Origin of the sequence: Limimaricola variabilis, from assembly GCF_014195545.1 — a bacterium.
Classification (GTDB): Bacteria; Pseudomonadota; Alphaproteobacteria; order Rhodobacterales; family Rhodobacteraceae; genus Limimaricola; species Limimaricola variabilis.
Map to the genome: position 1 here is coordinate 570,892 of NZ_JACIBX010000001.1, position 16,879 is coordinate 587,770.

At 68.5% G+C, this 16,879-nt stretch carries 17 protein-coding genes; 3 read left to right on the forward strand and 14 right to left on the reverse strand.

What is annotated here, in order from left to right:
• Positions 1-2: 2 nt before the first annotated feature.
• On the reverse strand, positions 3-698 hold the full coding sequence (locus FHS00_RS02735; protein ID WP_183469609.1) for a DUF1223 domain-containing protein: 696 nt from the start codon (positions 696-698) through the stop codon (positions 3-5).
• Between the two features lie 218 nt (positions 699-916).
• Here FHS00_RS02735 and acnA point away from each other — a divergent pair, with 218 nt between their 5' ends.
• The gene (gene acnA, locus FHS00_RS02740) at positions 917-3,697 is read left to right on the forward strand and encodes an aconitate hydratase AcnA (protein WP_183469611.1); all 2,781 of its coding nucleotides are present in this window, start codon (positions 917-919) and stop codon (positions 3,695-3,697) included.
• 101 nt (positions 3,698-3,798) lie between these two features.
• Here the strand turns inward: acnA and FHS00_RS02745 are convergent, their stop codons facing one another.
• From FHS00_RS02745 to yajC, 10 genes are read right to left on the reverse strand one after another with little or no spacing between them, the layout of a single operon-like run.
• Complete coding sequence (locus tag FHS00_RS02745; RefSeq protein ID WP_183469613.1) at positions 3,799-4,647, reverse strand: c-type cytochrome; 849 nt, start codon at positions 4,645-4,647, stop codon at positions 3,799-3,801.
• 47 nt (positions 4,648-4,694) lie between these two features.
• Positions 4,695-5,231, reverse strand: a complete 537-nt coding sequence (locus tag FHS00_RS02750; protein WP_183469615.1) for a DsbE family thiol:disulfide interchange protein — start codon at positions 5,229-5,231, stop codon at positions 4,695-4,697.
• Positions 5,224-5,370 (reverse strand): heme exporter protein CcmD, encoded by a 147-nt coding sequence (ccmD, locus tag FHS00_RS02755; protein ID WP_322337086.1) that lies wholly within the window; start codon positions 5,368-5,370, stop codon positions 5,224-5,226. Before ccmD ends, FHS00_RS02750 begins: the two co-directional genes overlap by 8 nt.
• Positions 5,367-6,110 (reverse strand): heme ABC transporter permease, encoded by a 744-nt coding sequence (locus tag FHS00_RS02760; protein ID WP_183469617.1) that lies wholly within the window; start codon positions 6,108-6,110, stop codon positions 5,367-5,369. Before FHS00_RS02760 ends, ccmD begins: the two co-directional genes overlap by 4 nt.
• 46 nt (positions 6,111-6,156) lie before the next feature.
• A complete protein-coding gene (ccmB, locus tag FHS00_RS02765) occupies positions 6,157-6,813 on the reverse strand; it encodes a heme exporter protein CcmB (protein WP_183469619.1) in 657 nt (218 codons plus the stop codon).
• Complete coding sequence (ccmA, locus tag FHS00_RS02770) at positions 6,810-7,430, reverse strand: heme ABC exporter ATP-binding protein CcmA (protein ID WP_183469767.1); 621 nt, start codon at positions 7,428-7,430, stop codon at positions 6,810-6,812. Before ccmA ends, ccmB begins: the two co-directional genes overlap by 4 nt.
• Positions 7,427-7,780 (reverse strand): Mth938-like domain-containing protein, encoded by a 354-nt coding sequence (locus FHS00_RS02775; RefSeq protein ID WP_183469621.1) that lies wholly within the window; start codon positions 7,778-7,780, stop codon positions 7,427-7,429. Before FHS00_RS02775 ends, ccmA begins: the two co-directional genes overlap by 4 nt.
• A gap of 54 nt (positions 7,781-7,834) precedes the next feature.
• A complete protein-coding gene (secF, locus tag FHS00_RS02780) occupies positions 7,835-8,806 on the reverse strand; it encodes a protein translocase subunit SecF (RefSeq protein ID WP_183469623.1) in 972 nt (323 codons plus the stop codon).
• A 1-nt stretch (position 8,807) separates the two neighbouring features.
• Positions 8,808-10,472 carry a protein translocase subunit SecD gene (gene secD, locus FHS00_RS02785; protein WP_183469626.1) on the reverse strand — a complete coding sequence of 555 codons (1,665 nt, stop codon included), beginning with the start codon at positions 10,470-10,472 and terminating at the stop codon, positions 8,808-8,810.
• 37 nt (positions 10,473-10,509) lie between these two features.
• Positions 10,510-10,794: a preprotein translocase subunit YajC gene (gene yajC, locus FHS00_RS02790; protein WP_183469628.1), complete on the reverse strand. Its 285-nt coding sequence runs from the start codon at positions 10,792-10,794 to the stop codon at positions 10,510-10,512.
• A gap of 200 nt (positions 10,795-10,994) precedes the next feature.
• Between yajC and serS the strand changes: the two genes are divergently transcribed.
• A complete protein-coding gene (gene serS, locus FHS00_RS02795) occupies positions 10,995-12,293 on the forward strand; it encodes a serine--tRNA ligase (RefSeq protein ID WP_183469630.1) in 1,299 nt (432 codons plus the stop codon).
• A gap of 67 nt (positions 12,294-12,360) precedes the next feature.
• Positions 12,361-13,062 (forward strand): tryptophan-rich sensory protein, encoded by a 702-nt coding sequence (locus tag FHS00_RS02800; RefSeq protein WP_183469632.1) that lies wholly within the window; start codon positions 12,361-12,363, stop codon positions 13,060-13,062.
• 28 nt (positions 13,063-13,090) lie between these two features.
• On the opposite strand, the gene der is transcribed toward FHS00_RS02800, so the two are convergent.
• The 3 genes from der to FHS00_RS02815 are packed head-to-tail and all read right to left on the reverse strand — an operon-like array spanning position 13,091 to position 16,626.
• Positions 13,091-14,542, reverse strand: coding sequence for a ribosome biogenesis GTPase Der (der, locus tag FHS00_RS02805; RefSeq protein WP_183469634.1), 1,452 nt, complete (start codon positions 14,540-14,542; stop codon positions 13,091-13,093).
• A 48-nt stretch (positions 14,543-14,590) separates the two neighbouring features.
• A complete protein-coding gene (locus FHS00_RS02810) occupies positions 14,591-15,895 on the reverse strand; it encodes a PQQ-like beta-propeller repeat protein (protein WP_183469636.1) in 1,305 nt (434 codons plus the stop codon).
• Between the two features lie 56 nt (positions 15,896-15,951).
• Positions 15,952-16,626 (reverse strand): tetratricopeptide repeat protein, encoded by a 675-nt coding sequence (locus tag FHS00_RS02815; RefSeq protein WP_183469638.1) that lies wholly within the window; start codon positions 16,624-16,626, stop codon positions 15,952-15,954.
• Positions 16,627-16,879: the final 253 nt, after the last annotated feature.

A 16,879-nucleotide genomic window follows, 5' to 3' on the forward strand; every position in this document is an offset into this window, starting at 1 on the left:
GCTCAGGGCAGCCGCGCTGCCGCGAGGATGGCGCCGGGGCCCTCCTCCTGCAGGATCACCGCGCCAGGCAGGTCGCCGTCGAGCGGCGCCGAAAGCGCCAGATCCTCGGCGCCGGTCCAGCGTCCCAAGAGCGTCCAGGAGGTCACGACATTGGCATAATCGAGCTGGTGGCCGGCATTCTCGCCGCTTTCGATCACGACGCTGGACGAGGGGCGGTAGCGGACCAGCTGGACCAGGATCGGCGCGGTTTCGCCGGTGGCCCGACGGGCGCTGACGAGCAGCGCCCCTGCCTCGCGGCCCAGCTCGACCTCGATCCGGGGCGGCGCTTCGGAGAGATCCATCACCGCCTGCATCACTTCCATCGGCTTGGCACCGACGATGCGCTCGCCGCCGCCGACGACGAATTGCGGGGTATAGACCATGCGCTCGCCCGCCGCGGCGGCATAGCTCTTCTGCCGCTTGGTGAAGCCCGGCTGCGCGAAACTGTCGGCCCAGCCGATATAGTCCCAGTAATCGACATGCAGACCCAGCGCGATCACGTCGTCGCGGCGCGCCAGCTCGCTCAGGATATGATCGGCCGGCGGGCAGGAGGAGCAGCCCTGCGAGGTGAACAGCTCGACCACCACGGGCGACTCGGCCGAGGCCGCACCGATGGCAAGCCAACCCGCCATGCCCATTGCTGCCCAGAAATTCCGCATTCCGTCGCTCTCCGCCGTTCCGTCCTACCGGTCTAAGCCGTCAACGGCTGCAATGCCAATCAAGCCGCCGCGAGAGCCTCGTGCGCGGCCGGACGGCATCGGCGATACTTGCCATTTGTGTGCCGTTGTATACATAGGCGGCGACGGCCTTGATCGCCTGCTGCCCTTGCGGCAGAACCGGGGCCAGACCCACAGCTCGCAGCCAGAAGGGACACTTCATGCCGATTCAAGTTGGCCAGGACAGCGCCAAGACCCGCCGGAAGCTCACGGTCGGGTCGCAGAGCCTGTCGTATTACTCGATTCCCGCCGCCACCGAGGCCGGTCTGGGTGATTTCGGTCGCCTGCCCGCCGCGCTCAAGGTCGTGCTGGAGAACCTGCTGCGCTTCGAAGATGGCGGCTTCTCCGTCTCCACCGACGACATCAAGGCCTTCGCCGAATGGGGCGCGAATGGCGGCAAGAACCCCCGCGAGATCGCCTATCGCCCGGCCCGCGTGCTGATGCAGGACTTCACCGGCGTGCCCGCCGTGGTCGACCTCGCGGCGATGCGCGACGGCATCAAGGCGCTGGGCGGCGACGCACAGCTGATCAACCCGCTGAACCCGGTCGATCTCGTCATCGACCACTCGGTGATGATCGACGAGTTCGGCAACCCGCGCGCGTTCCAGATGAACGTCGACCGCGAATACGAGCGCAACATCGAGCGTTACCAGTTCCTGAAGTGGGGCCAGAAGGCGTTCCAGAACTTCCGGGTCGTGCCGCCGGGCACCGGCATCTGCCACCAGGTGAACCTCGAATACCTCGCGCAGGTGGTCTGGACCGACAAGGACCAGAACGGTGAGGAAGTCGCCTACCCCGACACCCTCGTCGGCACCGACAGCCACACCACCATGGTCAACGGCGCGGCCGTTCTCGGCTGGGGCGTGGGCGGCATCGAGGCCGAGGCCGCGATGCTGGGTCAGCCGATCTCGATGCTGATCCCCGAGGTCGTGGGCTTCAAGCTGACCGGCAAGATGGTCGAGGGCACCACCGCCACCGACCTCGTGCTGCGCGTCGTGCAGATGCTCCGTGAAAAGGGCGTGGTCGGCAAGTTCGTCGAGTTCTACGGCGACGGTCTCGACAACGTGCCGCTGGCCGACCGCGCCACGATCGGCAACATGGCCCCCGAATACGGCGCCACCTGCGGCTTCTTCCCGATCGACGCCGAGACGCTGCGCTACATGGAGCAGACCGGCCGCGACAAGGACCGCATCGCGCTGGTCGAAGCCTATGCCAAGGAAAACGGCCTGTGGCGCGACCCCGGCTACGAGCCGGTCTACACCGACACGCTCGAACTCGACATGGGCACCGTCGTTCCCGCCATCTCAGGCCCCAAGCGCCCGCAGGACCACATCGCGCTCGACGCGGCCGCCAAGGCGTTCGGCGAGTACGTGAAGGGTCAGCGCAAGGGCGAAGACACCTCGGCAAACTCCGAGATCCGCTGGGAAGGCGAAGGCGGCCAGCCCGAGCCGATCGACATCCCCGGCGACGAAGGCCACCACAAGCGCGGCTTTGTGGAGACCGAGGACGGCCATTACCAGCTGCATGACGGCTCGATCGTGATCGCCTCGATCACGTCCTGCACCAACACCTCGAACCCCTACGTGATGATCGGCGCCGGCCTCGTCGCCCGCAAGGCGCGCGAGCTTGGCCTGAACCGCAAGCCCTGGGTGAAGACCTCGCTGGCGCCGGGATCGCAGGTCGTGTCGCACTACCTCGAGGCCGCCGGCCTGCAGGAGGATCTCGACGCGATCGGCTTCAACCTCGTGGGCTACGGCTGCACCACCTGCATCGGCAACTCGGGCCCGCTCGAAGCCGACATCTCGAAGGCGATCAACGAGAACGATCTGATCGCGACCTCGGTGCTCTCGGGCAACCGCAACTTCGAGGGCCGGATCTCGCCGGACGTGCGCGCCAACTATCTCGCCTCGCCGCCGCTCGTGGTAGCTTATGCGCTGGTCGGCGACATGAATGTCGACATCACCCGCGAACCCCTGGGCCAGGACAAGAACGGCAACGACGTCTATCTCAAGGACATCTGGCCGTCGCAGTCCGAGATCGCCGAGCTGGTCGAGAAGACCGTCACCCGCGAGGCGTTCCAGTCGAAATATGCCGACGTCTTCAAGGGCGACGAGAAGTGGCAGGCGGTCGAGACCGTCGACAGCGAGACCTACAACTGGCCGCCGCAGTCGACCTATGTCCAGAACCCGCCCTACTTCCAGAACATGTCCAAGGAGCCGGGTGAGATCCACGACATCGAGGATGCCCGTGTTCTGGCGATCCTCGGCGACATGGTGACCACCGACCACATCTCGCCCGCCGGCTCCTTCAAGGAGACCACGCCGGCCGGCAAGTATCTGGTCGAGCGTCAGGTGCCGGTGCGCGAATTCAACTCGTATGGTAGCCGTCGCGGCAACCACGAGGTGATGATGCGCGGCACCTTCGCCAACATCCGCATCCGCAACGAAATGCTGGACGGCGTCGAGGGTGGCTACACCAAGGGCCCCGATGGCAGCCAAATGGCGATCTACGACGCCGCCATGGCCTGGCAGGAGCAGGGCAAACCGCTCGTCATCTTCGGCGGCGAGCAGTACGGCGCCGGCTCCTCGCGCGACTGGGCCGCGAAGGGCACCGCCCTTCTGGGCGTGAAGGCCGTCATCGCCGAGAACTTCGAGCGCATCCACCGCTCGAACCTGGTCGGCATGGGCGTGATCCCGTTCGAGTTCACCGGCGGCGACACCCGCAAGTCGCTGGGCCTTACCGGCGAGGAGAGCGTGTCGATCAAGGGCCTCAGCGACGTGAAGCCGCTGCAGGAGGTGAAGGCGACGATCACCATGGCCGACGGCTCGACCAAGGAGATCACGCTGCGCTGCCGGATCGATACGGCGGTGGAGATCGACTACATCAAGAACGGCGGCGTGCTGCACTACGTGCTGCGCAACCTCGCCCAGTCGGCCGCCTGATCTCCGCATCCGACGTCTGAAAAAGAACCGCCCCGGCCGATGGCCGGGGCGGTTTTTCGTTGCAGGCACCCGAACGGAAGGAGAGGTGCATTCTCGTTCCGTCACTCCATCCCGGCGCCGTCGGGCAACGCAGGCAGCTGCCGCAGATAGGCGATGATCGCCGAGACATCCTCCTCGGTCATCTTCGCGTAGCTGCCAAAGGGCATCGGCGGCGACATCGCCTCGCCATCGGGCCGGACCCCTTGGGTGATCATCGCTCTGAGCTCGTCGTCGCTGTATTCCGCGATCCCGTCCTCGCCGGAGGTGATGTTGGGCGCGATCACCGTCCCCCAAGGCCCGTGGAACTCGAAGCCGCCCGCCCCGGTATGGCTGTCGGTCATCGGCCCCTGCGGTCCCATCGGGCTGTGGCACTCGATGCAATGCGCGACGGGTCCGGCGAGATAGGCGCCGTATTCGGCGGTCGGCCCGCGCTCGGGCGCGCTGACATTCTCCACCGGCGGCCCATAGCTCGGCGGCAGCGAGATGTCGTAACGGCTCTCGCCCGGATCGTTCTCGACCGGAGGAACTTGACGCAGATAGAGCACCATGCTCATCACGTCGTCATCCGACAGGCCGCGATAGAGGGTGATCGGCATCGGCGGGCCGATGATCGAGCCGTCCGGCCGGACGCCCTCGCGGATCGCGCGCGCCAGCTCCTCGTCCGACCACTCCGCCACCCGGCTCGCTGGGGTGATGTTGGGCGCGATGGCGGTGAAGTCGGGCGTCTCCTCGACCAGACGGCCGGACAGGTGCATGTCGGGCACGGGCCCTTCCGGACCCATCGGGCTGTGACAATTGCCACAGGCGGCGGGCCCTTCCACCAGATAGGTGCCCCGTTCGAGCGACGGCTCGGCGGTTGCACCGACCGCGATCAGGGCCAGTGCGGAACTCAATAACGGTGTGTACTTCATGAAAACCTCCCCATGAATGCGGGGAGAATTACCATGAGCGTCCAAGCTTACCTAGAGGCAGCTTCGTCCAGTGCGGGCTGCAACCTTTGGGTAATGGCGCGCTGAGTCACCGGCCCGGCCATGCGCGCCACGATCCGGCCTTCGCCGTCGACGACGAAGGTCTCCGGCACGCCATAGACGCCCCAATCCCGGGCCGCCGGCCCGTCATCGGTGCCAACCGCGGTATAGAAATCGCCCAGCTCCGCGAGGAAGTCCGTCGCGTTCTCCGCGTCGTCCTTGTAGTTGATGCCGTAGATCGGCAGCCCCTCATCGGCGAGCGCGGCGAGGTTGGGATGCTCGACCCGGCAGGGCGCGCACCAGCTGGCCCAGAAGTTCACAAGCTTGACCTCGCCATCCGCGAGGTTCGCGGGATCGAAGGCCGGCTTGCCCGGAAGCGTCCCGAGCGCGGTGGTCGGCGCCTCCTGCCCGATCAGCGCCGAGGGCAGCTCTTCAGGGTTGTCGCGCAGCATGCCCGCGGCAAAGAGCCCCGCCAGCGCGGCGAAGATCGCCGGGGGCAGGATCATCAGTGGCGAAATCCTAGCCATGGTCGCGTTCGGTCCTCTCGAGTTCGGCCCGCACCCGGCGGTCCCGCCTGACGCTCCACCAGACGAGCCCGGCCAGCGCCGCGAGGCTGATCCCCCAGGCCGAGATCACCTCGGCAGCGTATTTGCCCAGATCCATCATGCCCGCACCGCCCCGGTCCGGCGGGCCCGGTTGCGCAGCGCCTCGATCCGGCGGGCGCGGATCTCGGTGCCGGTGCGCAGCAGCACCAGCGCCAGGAACAGCAGCACGAAGCCCGCCATGCAGACCAGCAGCGGTATCCAGAACACGTCGGCCACGTTCTCCTGCTTGTCGAGGGAAAGCGAGGCGCCCTGGTGCAGGCCCTGGTTCCAGAAGTTCACCGCATAGCGCGACAGGATCGCGAAGACCGAGCCGACGAGGCAGAGCACCGAGGTCAGGTCGGCGGCGCCGTCCGGATCGGGGATCGCGGCCCAGAGCGCGATGTAGCCGAGATAGAACAGGAACAGGATGAGAAAGGAGGTCAGCCGCGGGTCCCAGGCCCACCAGGTGCCCCACATCGGCTGGCCCCAGATCGCCCCGGTGATCAGCGCGATCAGCGTCATCACCATGCCCACCGGCGCCGCGGCCCGCGCGGCCAGCGCCGAGACGTGATGACGGCGGATCAGCCAGATCAGCGAGGCCACCAGCATCATCAGCCAGGCGTTGATCGCCATCAGCGCCGAGGGGACATGCAGGTAGATGATCTTCACCGACGAGCCGAAGCGCTCCGCCTCGGGCGTGAAGAAGAAGCCCCAGACGAGCCCCACGGCCAGCACGAGGGCCGAGAGCCACATGAGCCATGGCACCCAAGGGGCGGTGGTATCGAGGAACTTCCTCGGATTGGCGTAGGACCAGATCGACATGGCTTTTCCTATCCTTCCCCGGCCCACGGCTCAATGCTCATGCGTCTCAACGCAGCGTGACCCTGAGCGCCGCGGCCGTGGCGAAGGGCAGCAGCGCCACGCAGCCCAGCCCGATGCCCGCGAGCAGCAGCAGCGGCGTCGTGGCAGGCAGCCCCTCGGCTCCGCGCCGCGCGGCCTCCGCCCCGAAGATCAGCACCGGCACGTAGAGCGGTAGCACGATCAAGGACAAAAGCAGCCCGCCGCGCCGCAGGCCCACCGTGAGCGCGGCGCCGAAGGTGCCGATGAGCGACAGCGCCGGGGTCCCGATCGCCAGCGACAACAGCAGCCACGGCATGGCCTGTCCCGGCAGGTGCAGCAGCACGCCCAGCACCGGCGCCGCAACGACCAGCGGCAGTCCGGTGGTGATCCAATGCGCCAGCGCCTTGGCCAGGGCCAGCATCTCCATTGGTAGCGGCGCGGTCGCCAGAAGCGGCAGCGAGCCGTCCTCGTGATCGAGTGCGAAGATCCGGTCCAGCGACAGCAGCGCAGCCAACAGTGCCGCGACCCACAGGATCCCGGGCGCGATCCGGGCGAGAATCGCGGCCTCCGGCCCGACCCCGAAGGGCACCAGCACGACCACGATCAGGAAGAAGGCGAGGCCGAGGCCGAAACCACCGCCGGCGCGCACCGCAAGCCGCAGATCCCGCCCCAGAAGAGCCTTCACAGGAAGGCCTCGTCCGAGCCGCCTTGCGCCTCGGGTGCGGCGCGGTGGGGCTCCAGCTCCAGCTCCGGCAGATCGAGGCCGAGGTCGATATGGGTGGCGATCACGGCAATGCCGCCGCGCCCGAGGTGATGCTCGCGCAGGAAGGTCGCGAAGCGCTTGACCGAGAAGGCGTCGAGCGAAACGGTCGGCTCGTCCAGAAGCAGAACCTCCCGGCCGATCACGGCGAGCCGGGCGAGGCCCAGCCTGCGTCCCTGCCCGGCCGACAGCGTGCCGGCGGGGCGGTCGCGCAGATCGGCGAGATCGAACAGCTCGAACACGTCCTCGGGAAGATCGGTCCGGTAGAGGTCGGCCCAGAAGCGTAGGGTTTCGGCGACGGTCAGCGCAGGCTTGATACCGTCGGCATGGCTCGCATAGCCGGCCCGTTCGCCCGCCCCCTCGATACGGCCCGAGAGCGCCGGCTGCAGCCCGGCGATGGTGCGCAGCAGGGTCGTCTTGCCCAGCCCGTTGGCGCCGCGCAGCACCAGCCCCTGCCCGGGCGAGAGCCGGAACGACACGCCGGTGAGCACCGGCCTGCCACCGCGCTCGACCGCGAGATCGGTGACGACGAGGTCGCTCAGACCGGCAACAGCGCGACCGCGACGCGCCGCCCTTCCGACAGGAGCACGTTGTAGGTGCGGCAGGCCGCCGGCGTCGCCATCGTCTCGACGCCCAGACCCTCGGCCTCCAGCCGCTCGCGGAAGGCGCGCGGCGCATGGGCGATCTCGGTGCCGGTGCCCACGAAGAGCACGTCGACCCGGCCCACCAAGGCCAGGATAGCGTCGAGATCCTCGTAGCCGCCCCAACTCTTGAGCCCGGTCGGGGCGAGCGTCACCGCCCCTTCGACCACCTTCCCGCCGATCCGGAAAAAGCCCGGCCCGTAGCCGTCGATCGGCATCGAGTCGTCGTAGTCGATCTCGGTCATCCGCATGGCGCCCTCTCCTTCACCAGCTCCCGGCCGTGCCGATCCGGCATGGCCGCAAGATCACGCGTCGATATTGGCGAACTGCGTCCCCGCTTTGGGGTCGTCCTTCTTGTCCCAATCCCGCTTCACGCCGAGCATCAGCACGATGTTCTTGGCAACGTAGATCGAGGAATAGGTGCCGACGATCACGCCCCAGAAGATCGCGAAGACGAAGCCGCGGATCACGTCGCCGCCCAGCACCAGCAGCGCCAGAAGCGCCAGGAGCGTGGTGCCCGAGGTCATCACGGTCCGGCTCAGCGTCTCGTTGGCCGAGAGATTGAGCAGGGCGCGCAGCGGCATGGTCTTGTACTTGCGCAGGTTCTCGCGCGCCCGGTCGAAGACGACGACGGTGTCGTTGATCGAGTAACCGACGATGGTCAGCAGCGCGGCGATGATCGCGAGGTCGAACTTGATCTGGAAGGCGGCGAAGATGCCGATGGTCAGCGTCACGTCATGGACCAGCGCCGCGATGGCGCCGACCGCGAACTGCCATTCGAAGCGCAGCCAGATGTAGAACAGGATCGCCGCGAGCGAACCGAGCACCGCGAAGATCGCGGACTGGATCAGCTCGCCCGAGACCTTGGGCCCGACGCTTTCGACGCTCGGGAAGCTGACGGTCGGATCGACGCCCTGCAGCGCCGCCTCGACGGCGGCGATCGTCTCGGCTGAGACGCTCTCGGCGCCGTCCTGAGCCTGGATGCGGACCGAGGCCACGTTCTTGTCGTCACCGAAGGAGGGGTCGAACACCTCGGTGATGATGACGTCGCCGAGGCCGAGTGGCGCGATGGCGTTGCGGTACTCACCGACATCGACGGCGCTCTCGCTTTCGGTGCGGATGGTCGTACCGCCCTGGAAGTCGATGCCGAAGTTGAGGCCCAGCGCCAGCGCGGCGATGATGCTGACGACCATCGCCAGCACCGAGGCGCCGAAGGTGATCTTGGCAGCCCGGAAGAAGTCGATCTTGGTGTCGTCGGGTACGATGCGCAGCCGCATGTCAGACCTCGATGGTTTTGGGGCGGCGGCGTTCGAACCACATCACGATCAGCAGCCGCGTCACGAAGATCGCGGTGAAGACCGAGGTGAGGATGCCGAGGCCGAGGGTGACGGCGAAGCCGCGCACCGGGCCGGAGCCCACGAGAAACAGGATAAGCGCGGTGATCAGCGTGGTCACGTTGCCGTCGAGGATGGCCGAAAGCGCCTTTTCATAGCCCAGATCGATGGCACGGGCTGGCCCGCGCGCGGTCTTGAGCTCTTCGCGGATGCGCTCGTAGACAAGCACGTTGGCGTCGACCGCCATGCCCATGGTGAGCACGATCCCGGCGATGCCCGGCAGCGTCAGCGTGGCGCCGAGGATCGACAGCACCGCGAAGATCAGGATCATGTTGATGGTCAGCGCCACGGTGGCGAAGACGCCGAACAGCCCATAGGTCAGGATCATGAAGACGATGACGGCGAGCGCGCCGACCATCGCAGCGAGCTTGCCTGCCTCGATGCTGTCCGCGCCGAGCTCCGGCCCGATCGTCCGCTCCTCGAGGAACTCGAGCCCTGCCGGCAGCGCGCCGGCACGCAGCAGAACGGCGAGCTGGGTCGATTCCTCGACGGTGAAGTTGCCGGTGATGATGCCCGAGCCGCCGGGAATGTGGCTCTGGATGACGGGGGCGGAGATCACCTCCTCGTCGAGCACGATGGCGAAGGGCGAGCCGATGTTCTCGGCGGTGTAGTCGCCGAAGGCGCGCGCACCGGTCGGGTTGAAGCGGAAATTCACCGCCGGGCGACCGTTCTGGTCGAAGGCGGGCTGGGCGTCGACCAGCTCCTCGCCGGTGACGACCGGGTTGCGCTCAAGGATGTAATACACCCCCTGCTCGTCGAGCGAGGGCAGGATCTCGTTGTTGGGGCCGGGGTTCTCGTTGGCATCGGAGGTGCGCGACACGACCGGCTGGAAGGTCAGCTGCGCGGTGGTGCCGATGATCTCCTTGACCTCTTCGGCCGAGCCCACGCCCGGAACTTCGATCAGGATGCGGTCTTCACCCTGACGCTGGATGGTGGGCTCGCGGGTGCCGACCTCGTCGATCCGGCGGCGCACGATCTCGAGCGCCTGGCGGATGGTGCGGTCGTCGGTGGCGGCGCGCTCGGCCTCGCTCAGCGTGACGATGATCTCGGGCCCTTCGGCGCGCACGTCGATGTCGTTGGCGCCGCCGCCGGTCAGGCTCGCCACCGGGGTGGCGAGGCCGCGCACGATCTCGAGCGCGGTCGCGGCCTCGGAGGCCTCAGAGATGCGCACGCGCAACTCCGAGGGATCGCCGCCCTCTTCGCGGGTGACGAAGCCCACCTTGTCGCGCTGCGCGGCCAGCGCATCGCGGACTTCGGGCCACATCGCTTCCATGCGCGCGGCGTAGACCTCTTCGACCTGCACCTCGGCCAGGAGATGCGCGCCGCCGCGCAGGTCGAGGCCGAGATTGACCAGTCCGGAGGGCAGCCATTCGGGCCAGAGTCCGGCCTCGGCCTGCAATTCGGCGTCGGACAGGCCCGTTTCGATCACGGCGCGGGCGTCGTTCGACCGCTCGACTCTGTCATAGAACAGGTTCGGCAGGGCGAAGAGAAGCCCGCCCAGGCAGACCAGCCAGATCAGGGCCCTGCGCCAGGTGGGGATATGCATCATGGTCGTCGTCCTCTGGCGCGGGGCCGGATCAAAGGGATCAGGCCTTGGCCGGTTCGGTCTTGGAGGTCACGGTGGCGATGGTCGAGCGGACCACGCGGACGGTCACGCCTTGGGCGATCTCGACCTCGATCTCGTTGCTTTCGTCGCGGACCTTCACGACCTTGCCGATCAGACCGCCCTGGGTGACCACCTGGTCGCCCCGGCGCAGCGCCGCGACCATGGCTTGATGCTCCTTCAGCTTCTTCTGCTGCGGGCGGATCAGGAAGAACCACATGATCGCGAAGATCAGGATCAGCGGGATAAAAGATTCGAGGCCTTGCATGGCGGTCCTTTGTGTCGGTCCGGGGGCGCGTTCGGCCCCCTCCTTTGAAGTCGCGGCACCCTAATGCCGGCATGGTGGGTTGTCCACCGCGCGGCGCGGGCGGCCGTCGGACCGGTTTGGCGGTTCACAACGGCGTCGCTTCGGGTGCATATGGGGGCGGGCCACGGCCCCTACAAACCCAATCCGAAACGGACGAAATCATGCACGACATCCGCGCCATCCGCGACAATCCCGACGCCTTCGACGCCGCCCTGGCCCGCCGCGGCCTGTCCGGCGTCTCGTCGCGGATCCTGGCGCTCGATGACGCCCGCCGGGCCAAGATCCACGCCGCCGAGACCGCCAAGGCCGAGCAGAACCGCGCCTCCAAGGAAGTCGGCGCGGCCAAGGGTCGCGGGGACGAGGCCGAATTCGAACGGCTGCGCGCGCTGGTCGCGGAGAAGAAAGCCGAGATCGCCCGGCTGAACGAGGAGGCGCAGGCCGAGGACGCAGCACTGCGCGACCTGCTGCTGACGATCCCCAACCTGCCCGCCGACGACGTGCCCGCCGGCGCCGACGAGGACGACAATGTCGAGGTGAAACGTCACGGCACGCCGCGCCAGTTCAACTATGCGCCCAAGGAGCATTACGAGCTTCCCGCGGTGCAGCGCGGCATGGATTTCGAAGTGGCGGCGAAGCTGTCTGGCTCGCGCTTCGTGGTGCTGTCGGGCGGCGTCGCGCGGGTCCACCGGGCGCTGGCGCAGTTCATGCTCGACACCCATGTCGACGAGCATGGCCTGACCGAGACCATGACCCCCGTGCTGGTGCGCGAGGAGGCGATGATCGGTACCGGCCAGCTGCCGAAATTCGGCGAGGACAGCTACCAGACCACGACCGGCTGGTGGCTGATCCCCACCGCCGAGGTGACGCTGACCAACCTCGTGGCCGACTGCATGGTCGAGGAGAGCTACCTGCCCCGCCGCTACGTGGCCGACACGCAGTGCTTCCGCTCGGAGGCAGGCAGCGCAGGGCGCGACACCTCCGGCATGCTTCGGCAGCACCAGTTCGAGAAGGTCGAGATGGTCTCCGTCACGCGTCCCGACGAGTCGGATGCCGAGCAGAAGCGGATGCTGGGCTGCGCCGAGGCGATCCTCGAGAAGCTCGGCCTGCCCTATCGCACCATGCTGCTCTGCGCGGGCGACATGGGCGCAGGCGCGCGCCGGACCTACGATATCGAGGTCTGGCTGCCCGGGCAGGACCGCTACCGCGAGATCAGCTCGGTCTCGACCTGCGGTGACTACCAGGCGCGGCGCATGAATGCCCGCTTCCGCCCCGAGGGCGGCGGCAAGCCCGAGTTCCTGCATACGCTCAACGGCTCGGGCCTTGCCGTGGGCCGCACCCTGATCGCGGTGCTGGAGAATGGCCAGGAGGAGGATGGCTCGGTCACCCTTCCCGAGGTGCTCCACCCCTATCTGGGCGGCCGCGGTCGGCTCACCGCCGAGGGCGAGCTGAGCCGCGACTGAACGTCGCGCGCGACGAATGCCGCGCCGCCCGGTTGAACCGCCGGACGGCGCGGGGCGTAGTAGGGTCATGAAAACCCTCATCGCCTGGGCCGTGCTCGCCCTGTCACTGGCCTTCGCGGCCGCGCCGCTGGTCACCTCGCCCTTCACCGGCTTCACCGCCGACCAGCTTCCCATCCCGCAGATCGACCCGCCGGTGCAGCCCGCCGGCTGGGCCTTCGCGATCTGGGGGCTGATCTATCTGTGGCTCATCGTCTCCGCCGCCTATGGGGTCTGGAAGCGTGCCGACGCCGATGACTGGCATCGCGCGCGACTGCCGCTCCTCGTCGCGCTCGGCGTCGGCACGCCATGGCTCGCCATCGCCAATACCAGCGCGATCTGGGCCACGATCACGATATTCCTCATGGCGGCGGGCGCGATCGGTGCCTTTCTCGCCGCACCCCGCCGCGACGTCTGGCTCGCCCGGGTGCCATTCGGGATCTTCGCGGGCTGGCTGTCGGCGGCGAGCTTCGTCAGCCTCGGCTCGATGGCGGCGGGATACGGGCTGGCCATGGGCCAGACCGGCTGGGCGATCCTGTGCGTGATCTTCGCCACCCTGCTGGCGCTCCTCGTGCAGTCGCGTCGGCCGCAGGCGGCGGAATACGGGCTGACGGTGGCTTGGGCGCTTGTGGCGATCGTCGCGGCCAATGGCCTGACAGTGCCGGGACTCGTCGCGCTCGCGAGCCTCGCCGCCGTGATCGGTGGCTTGGCACTAGCTCGAATCCACAAATGAAAAGAGCGCCTTGCGGCGCTCTCTTCGATCAATCCTTGAGGTGCTTGCGCAGGCGCGAAGGCTGCGCCTTCTTGCGGCCCTTGTAGGGGTTCGCCTTGCCCTGATCGCGCAAATAGAGCCGGATCGGCGTGCCCGGCATGTCGAAATCTGCCCGCAAACCATTGACGAGATAGCGCGAATAGCTCTCAGGCACGGCATCGGGATGCGAGGTCATGATCACGAAGGCCGGCGGACGCGTCTTGACCTGCGTGGCGTAGCGCATCTTGATCCGGCGGCCGCCCGGGGCCGGCGGCGGGTGCTGTTCCAGCATGCCGACGAGCCAACGGTTCAGCTGCGCGGTCGAAACGCGGCGGTTCCAGACCTCGTGCGCGCGCAGGATCGCGTCGTGCAGCCGCTCGAGGCCGCGTCCGGTCTTGGCCGACACCGTCACCAGCGGCGCACCGCGCAGCTGCGGCAGCAGCCGCTCGAAGCTTTCCTTGAGTTCGCGCAGCTTGTCCTGCTTCTCGTCCTCGAGGTCCCACTTGTTGACGGCGATGACCACGGCACGGCCCTCGCGTTCGGCGAGGTCGGCGATGCGCAGGTCCTGCTGCTCGAACGGGATCTCCACGTCAAGCAGCACCACCACGACCTCGGCGAACTTGACGGCCCGGAGGCCGTCGGAGACCGACATCTTCTCGAGCTTTTCCTGCACCCGCGCCTTCTTGCGCATGCCGGCGGTGTCGAAGATCCGGAACGGCGTGCCGTTCCAGTCGATCGCGAGCGAGATCGCGTCGCGGGTGATGCCGGCTTCGGGCCCGGTCAGCAGACGCTCCTCGCCGAGGATCTTGTTGATCAGCGTGGATTTGCCGGCATTTGGCCGACCCACCACCGCGACCTGGAGCGGCCGCTCGGGGGTCGGCGCGAAGGGGGCGTCCCCGTCGGTCTCGCCCTCTTCGTCGACGTCGATATCCATGACCGGCGCGCTTTCCTCGGCGCGGGCCTCGAACTCGCCCGCCAGCGGCTGAAGCTGCGCGAGCAGGTCGCTCATGCCTTCGCCATGCTCGGCGGACAGGCCGATCGGCTCGCCCAGACCCAGCGCATAGGCCTCGATCAGGCCGCCCGCGCCCGCGCGCCCCTCGGCCTTGTTGGCGGCGAGGATGACGTGCTTGGCCCGCTTGCGCAGGATATCGGCGAAGATCTCGTCGGCGGGCAGAACGCCCGCGCGCGCGTCGATCATGAACAGGCAGACATCGGCCATGTCGACGGCGCGCTCGGTCAGCCGCCGCATCCGGCCCTGCAGGCTTTCGTCGGTGGCGACCTCGAGGCCGGCGGTATCGATCACCGTGAACCGCAGCGGTCCAAGCTTCGCAGGCCCCTCGCGTAGGTCGCGGGTGACGCCGGGCTGGTCGTCCACCAACGCCAGCTTGCGCCCGACAAGGCGGTTGAACAGCGTGGACTTGCCGACATTGGGCCGTCCGACGATGGCGAGGGTGAAGCTCATCTCAGGGTCTTTCGCGTGCGGAAGACGGCCCCATACACCGAACCGGCGTCAACGGAAAGCGGCAACCGCCCCGTCGGAGGTCGTCACGTAGAGAACGCCGCCGGCAACCACCGGGGCCGCCGCCGCGCCGCCGGCCAACGGCACCGAGGCGAGCAGCTGCCCCGAGACCGGATCGAACTGCCGCAGCGCGCCGTCCGAGCCGGCCACGATCAGGCGGCCGCCAGCCAGCAGCGGTCCGTAATGGGCAAAGCGCGTGCCGCGACGCAGCAGGCCGCCGGGCTCGCCCTCGGGCAGGTCGACCCGCCAGATAGCGGCGCCGGTCGCGGCATCCGCCCGGACCAGCTGATTCACGTCGTTGAGGAAAAACAGCGCTCCGCCAGCCGGCACGACCGGGCCGATCGCGCCGTCGGTAACGCTCCAGATCGTCTCGCCGGTGAAATCGTCGAGCGCCGAGAGACGTCCAGAGGCGTTGCCGGCATAGACGCGGCCATCCTCGATCACCGGATCGCCCGAAATCCCGCTCGCCGCCCGCGCGGCTGCCGTGCCGGGCCTGCGGCCCGCGACGACCGCCGACCAGCGCTGCCGACCGCCTTCGGGGAAGACGCCGACCACTTCACCGGAGGTGAAGGGGAACACGGCGAGATCACCGCTGACGGAGGGACCGGCGCCACCATCGTAGCGCGCCACGTCCTCGACGCCGCTCAGGCGCCACTTCACCTTGCCGCTCTGCCCGTCGATCGCGAGACCGGTACCGTTGCGGGCCACTACATAGACCGTGTCGCCGGAGATCGCCGGGGCGCCGGCGCCCGGTGCGCCCAGATCCTGGGTCCAGAGCCGCGCACCGGTCGCCGCGTCGAGCGCGACCAGCTCGCCAAAGCCGGTGACCGCATAGAGCCGTGCGCCATCTGTGGCGAGGCCGCCGCCCGAGGCCTGACCGGGACGGTCGGCGGCGGGCACGAGATCGCGGTGCCACAGCGGCGCGCCACCTGTGGTGAGTGCCGTCACGCCGGCTTCGGCGTCCATGGCAAACACCCGGCCGCCGGCCACGACCGGCTCGGCGGTGATGCGGATGCGACGGGTTTCGGCAGCACCGATGGGGGTGCGGAACAGCGGGGTCAGTGTGCCCGACAGCGCCGGGTGGGCGATGTCGCGATCGGCCTCGCCGCCGCGTTGCGGCCAGGCCGCGTTGACGACCGGTGCCGCGAGCGCCAGCGGCGTGGCGCTGCCGCCCGCCTGCTGTGCAGCACCCGGAAGGGCGACGCCGATGCGGGCGCCGGGCAGGATCTCGTCGGGCTGGCTGCAACCCGCGAGAAGCGCGAGCGCTCCCACCTTGATGACTCCGCTGCGACGCATGGCTGCCCCTCGCCTCTGTTGTTTATGCTGCGCGACCTGTCCCGGCCGCTTGTCGTTCATTCGCTCGGGGCCACCGGACGGGCCGCCGTCTCGGGCGTCACGCCCAGCGCGACCATCAGGCTTGTGGCGCGGTCGCGCAAGTCTCCAGTTGCCTCGGCATCCTCGACGATCGCGCGCAATTGTTCGATGGCGGCCTCGGTGTCGCCCTGCTCCAGCCGGACCAGCGCGATCTGCTCGAGCGCCAGCATGCGCAGCGGCGCGCCGGGCGATGCCAGCGCCTCGAGCGCCATCAGCCGGTCCTCGGCGGTGCGCTCGGAGTCGATCAGCAGCGACTTCAGCGCCGCGATGTCGCGGTAGATCTCTGGCGTCTCGCCATGGCCCGCCAGCGCGTCGAGCGTCGCGACGGCGGCCGCGCTTTCGCCGGCTGCCTGCTGCTCGGCGGCCAGCGCCAGCGCCGCCACAGGGGCGCCCGGCTCGGCCTGGGCCACCGGCTCGAGCGCCGCGACGCGGGCCGCGGCGTCCGGCTCGGCCAGCGCCGCGCGCAGCGCATCGCCGCGGGCCTGCGCCTGCGCCTCGATCTGCGAGCGGCGCCATTCCCAAGCGGCGGCGCCGCCGACGATCAGCAGCACGATGACGAGGCCGATCCAGCCATAGCGGCGCAGATATCCGAACAGCCGGTCGCGCCGGACCTCTTCGCTGACTTCGTCGATGAAGCTGTCGGGATTGCTCACGCCTGGTTCCCCTCGGGTTGCGCCGTGGCGCTGTGTCCTTCGTACGAACGCCCATGGCGCCGCGGCTGCTCTCGTTCCGGCCCGTCTTATCGCAAGCCCGACCGGGGCGACAAGACCCGCCGGCCGGTTCCCGTGGCGCCATGTCGCGGGTCAAGCTTGACGATTGAGCGAAAGCGGATGTCGGCCTATTCTGAACCGGGCGGTTCAGCCTCGTGATCGCCCGCGACGGCCGCCCGACCGCCGGGCGGGCTTT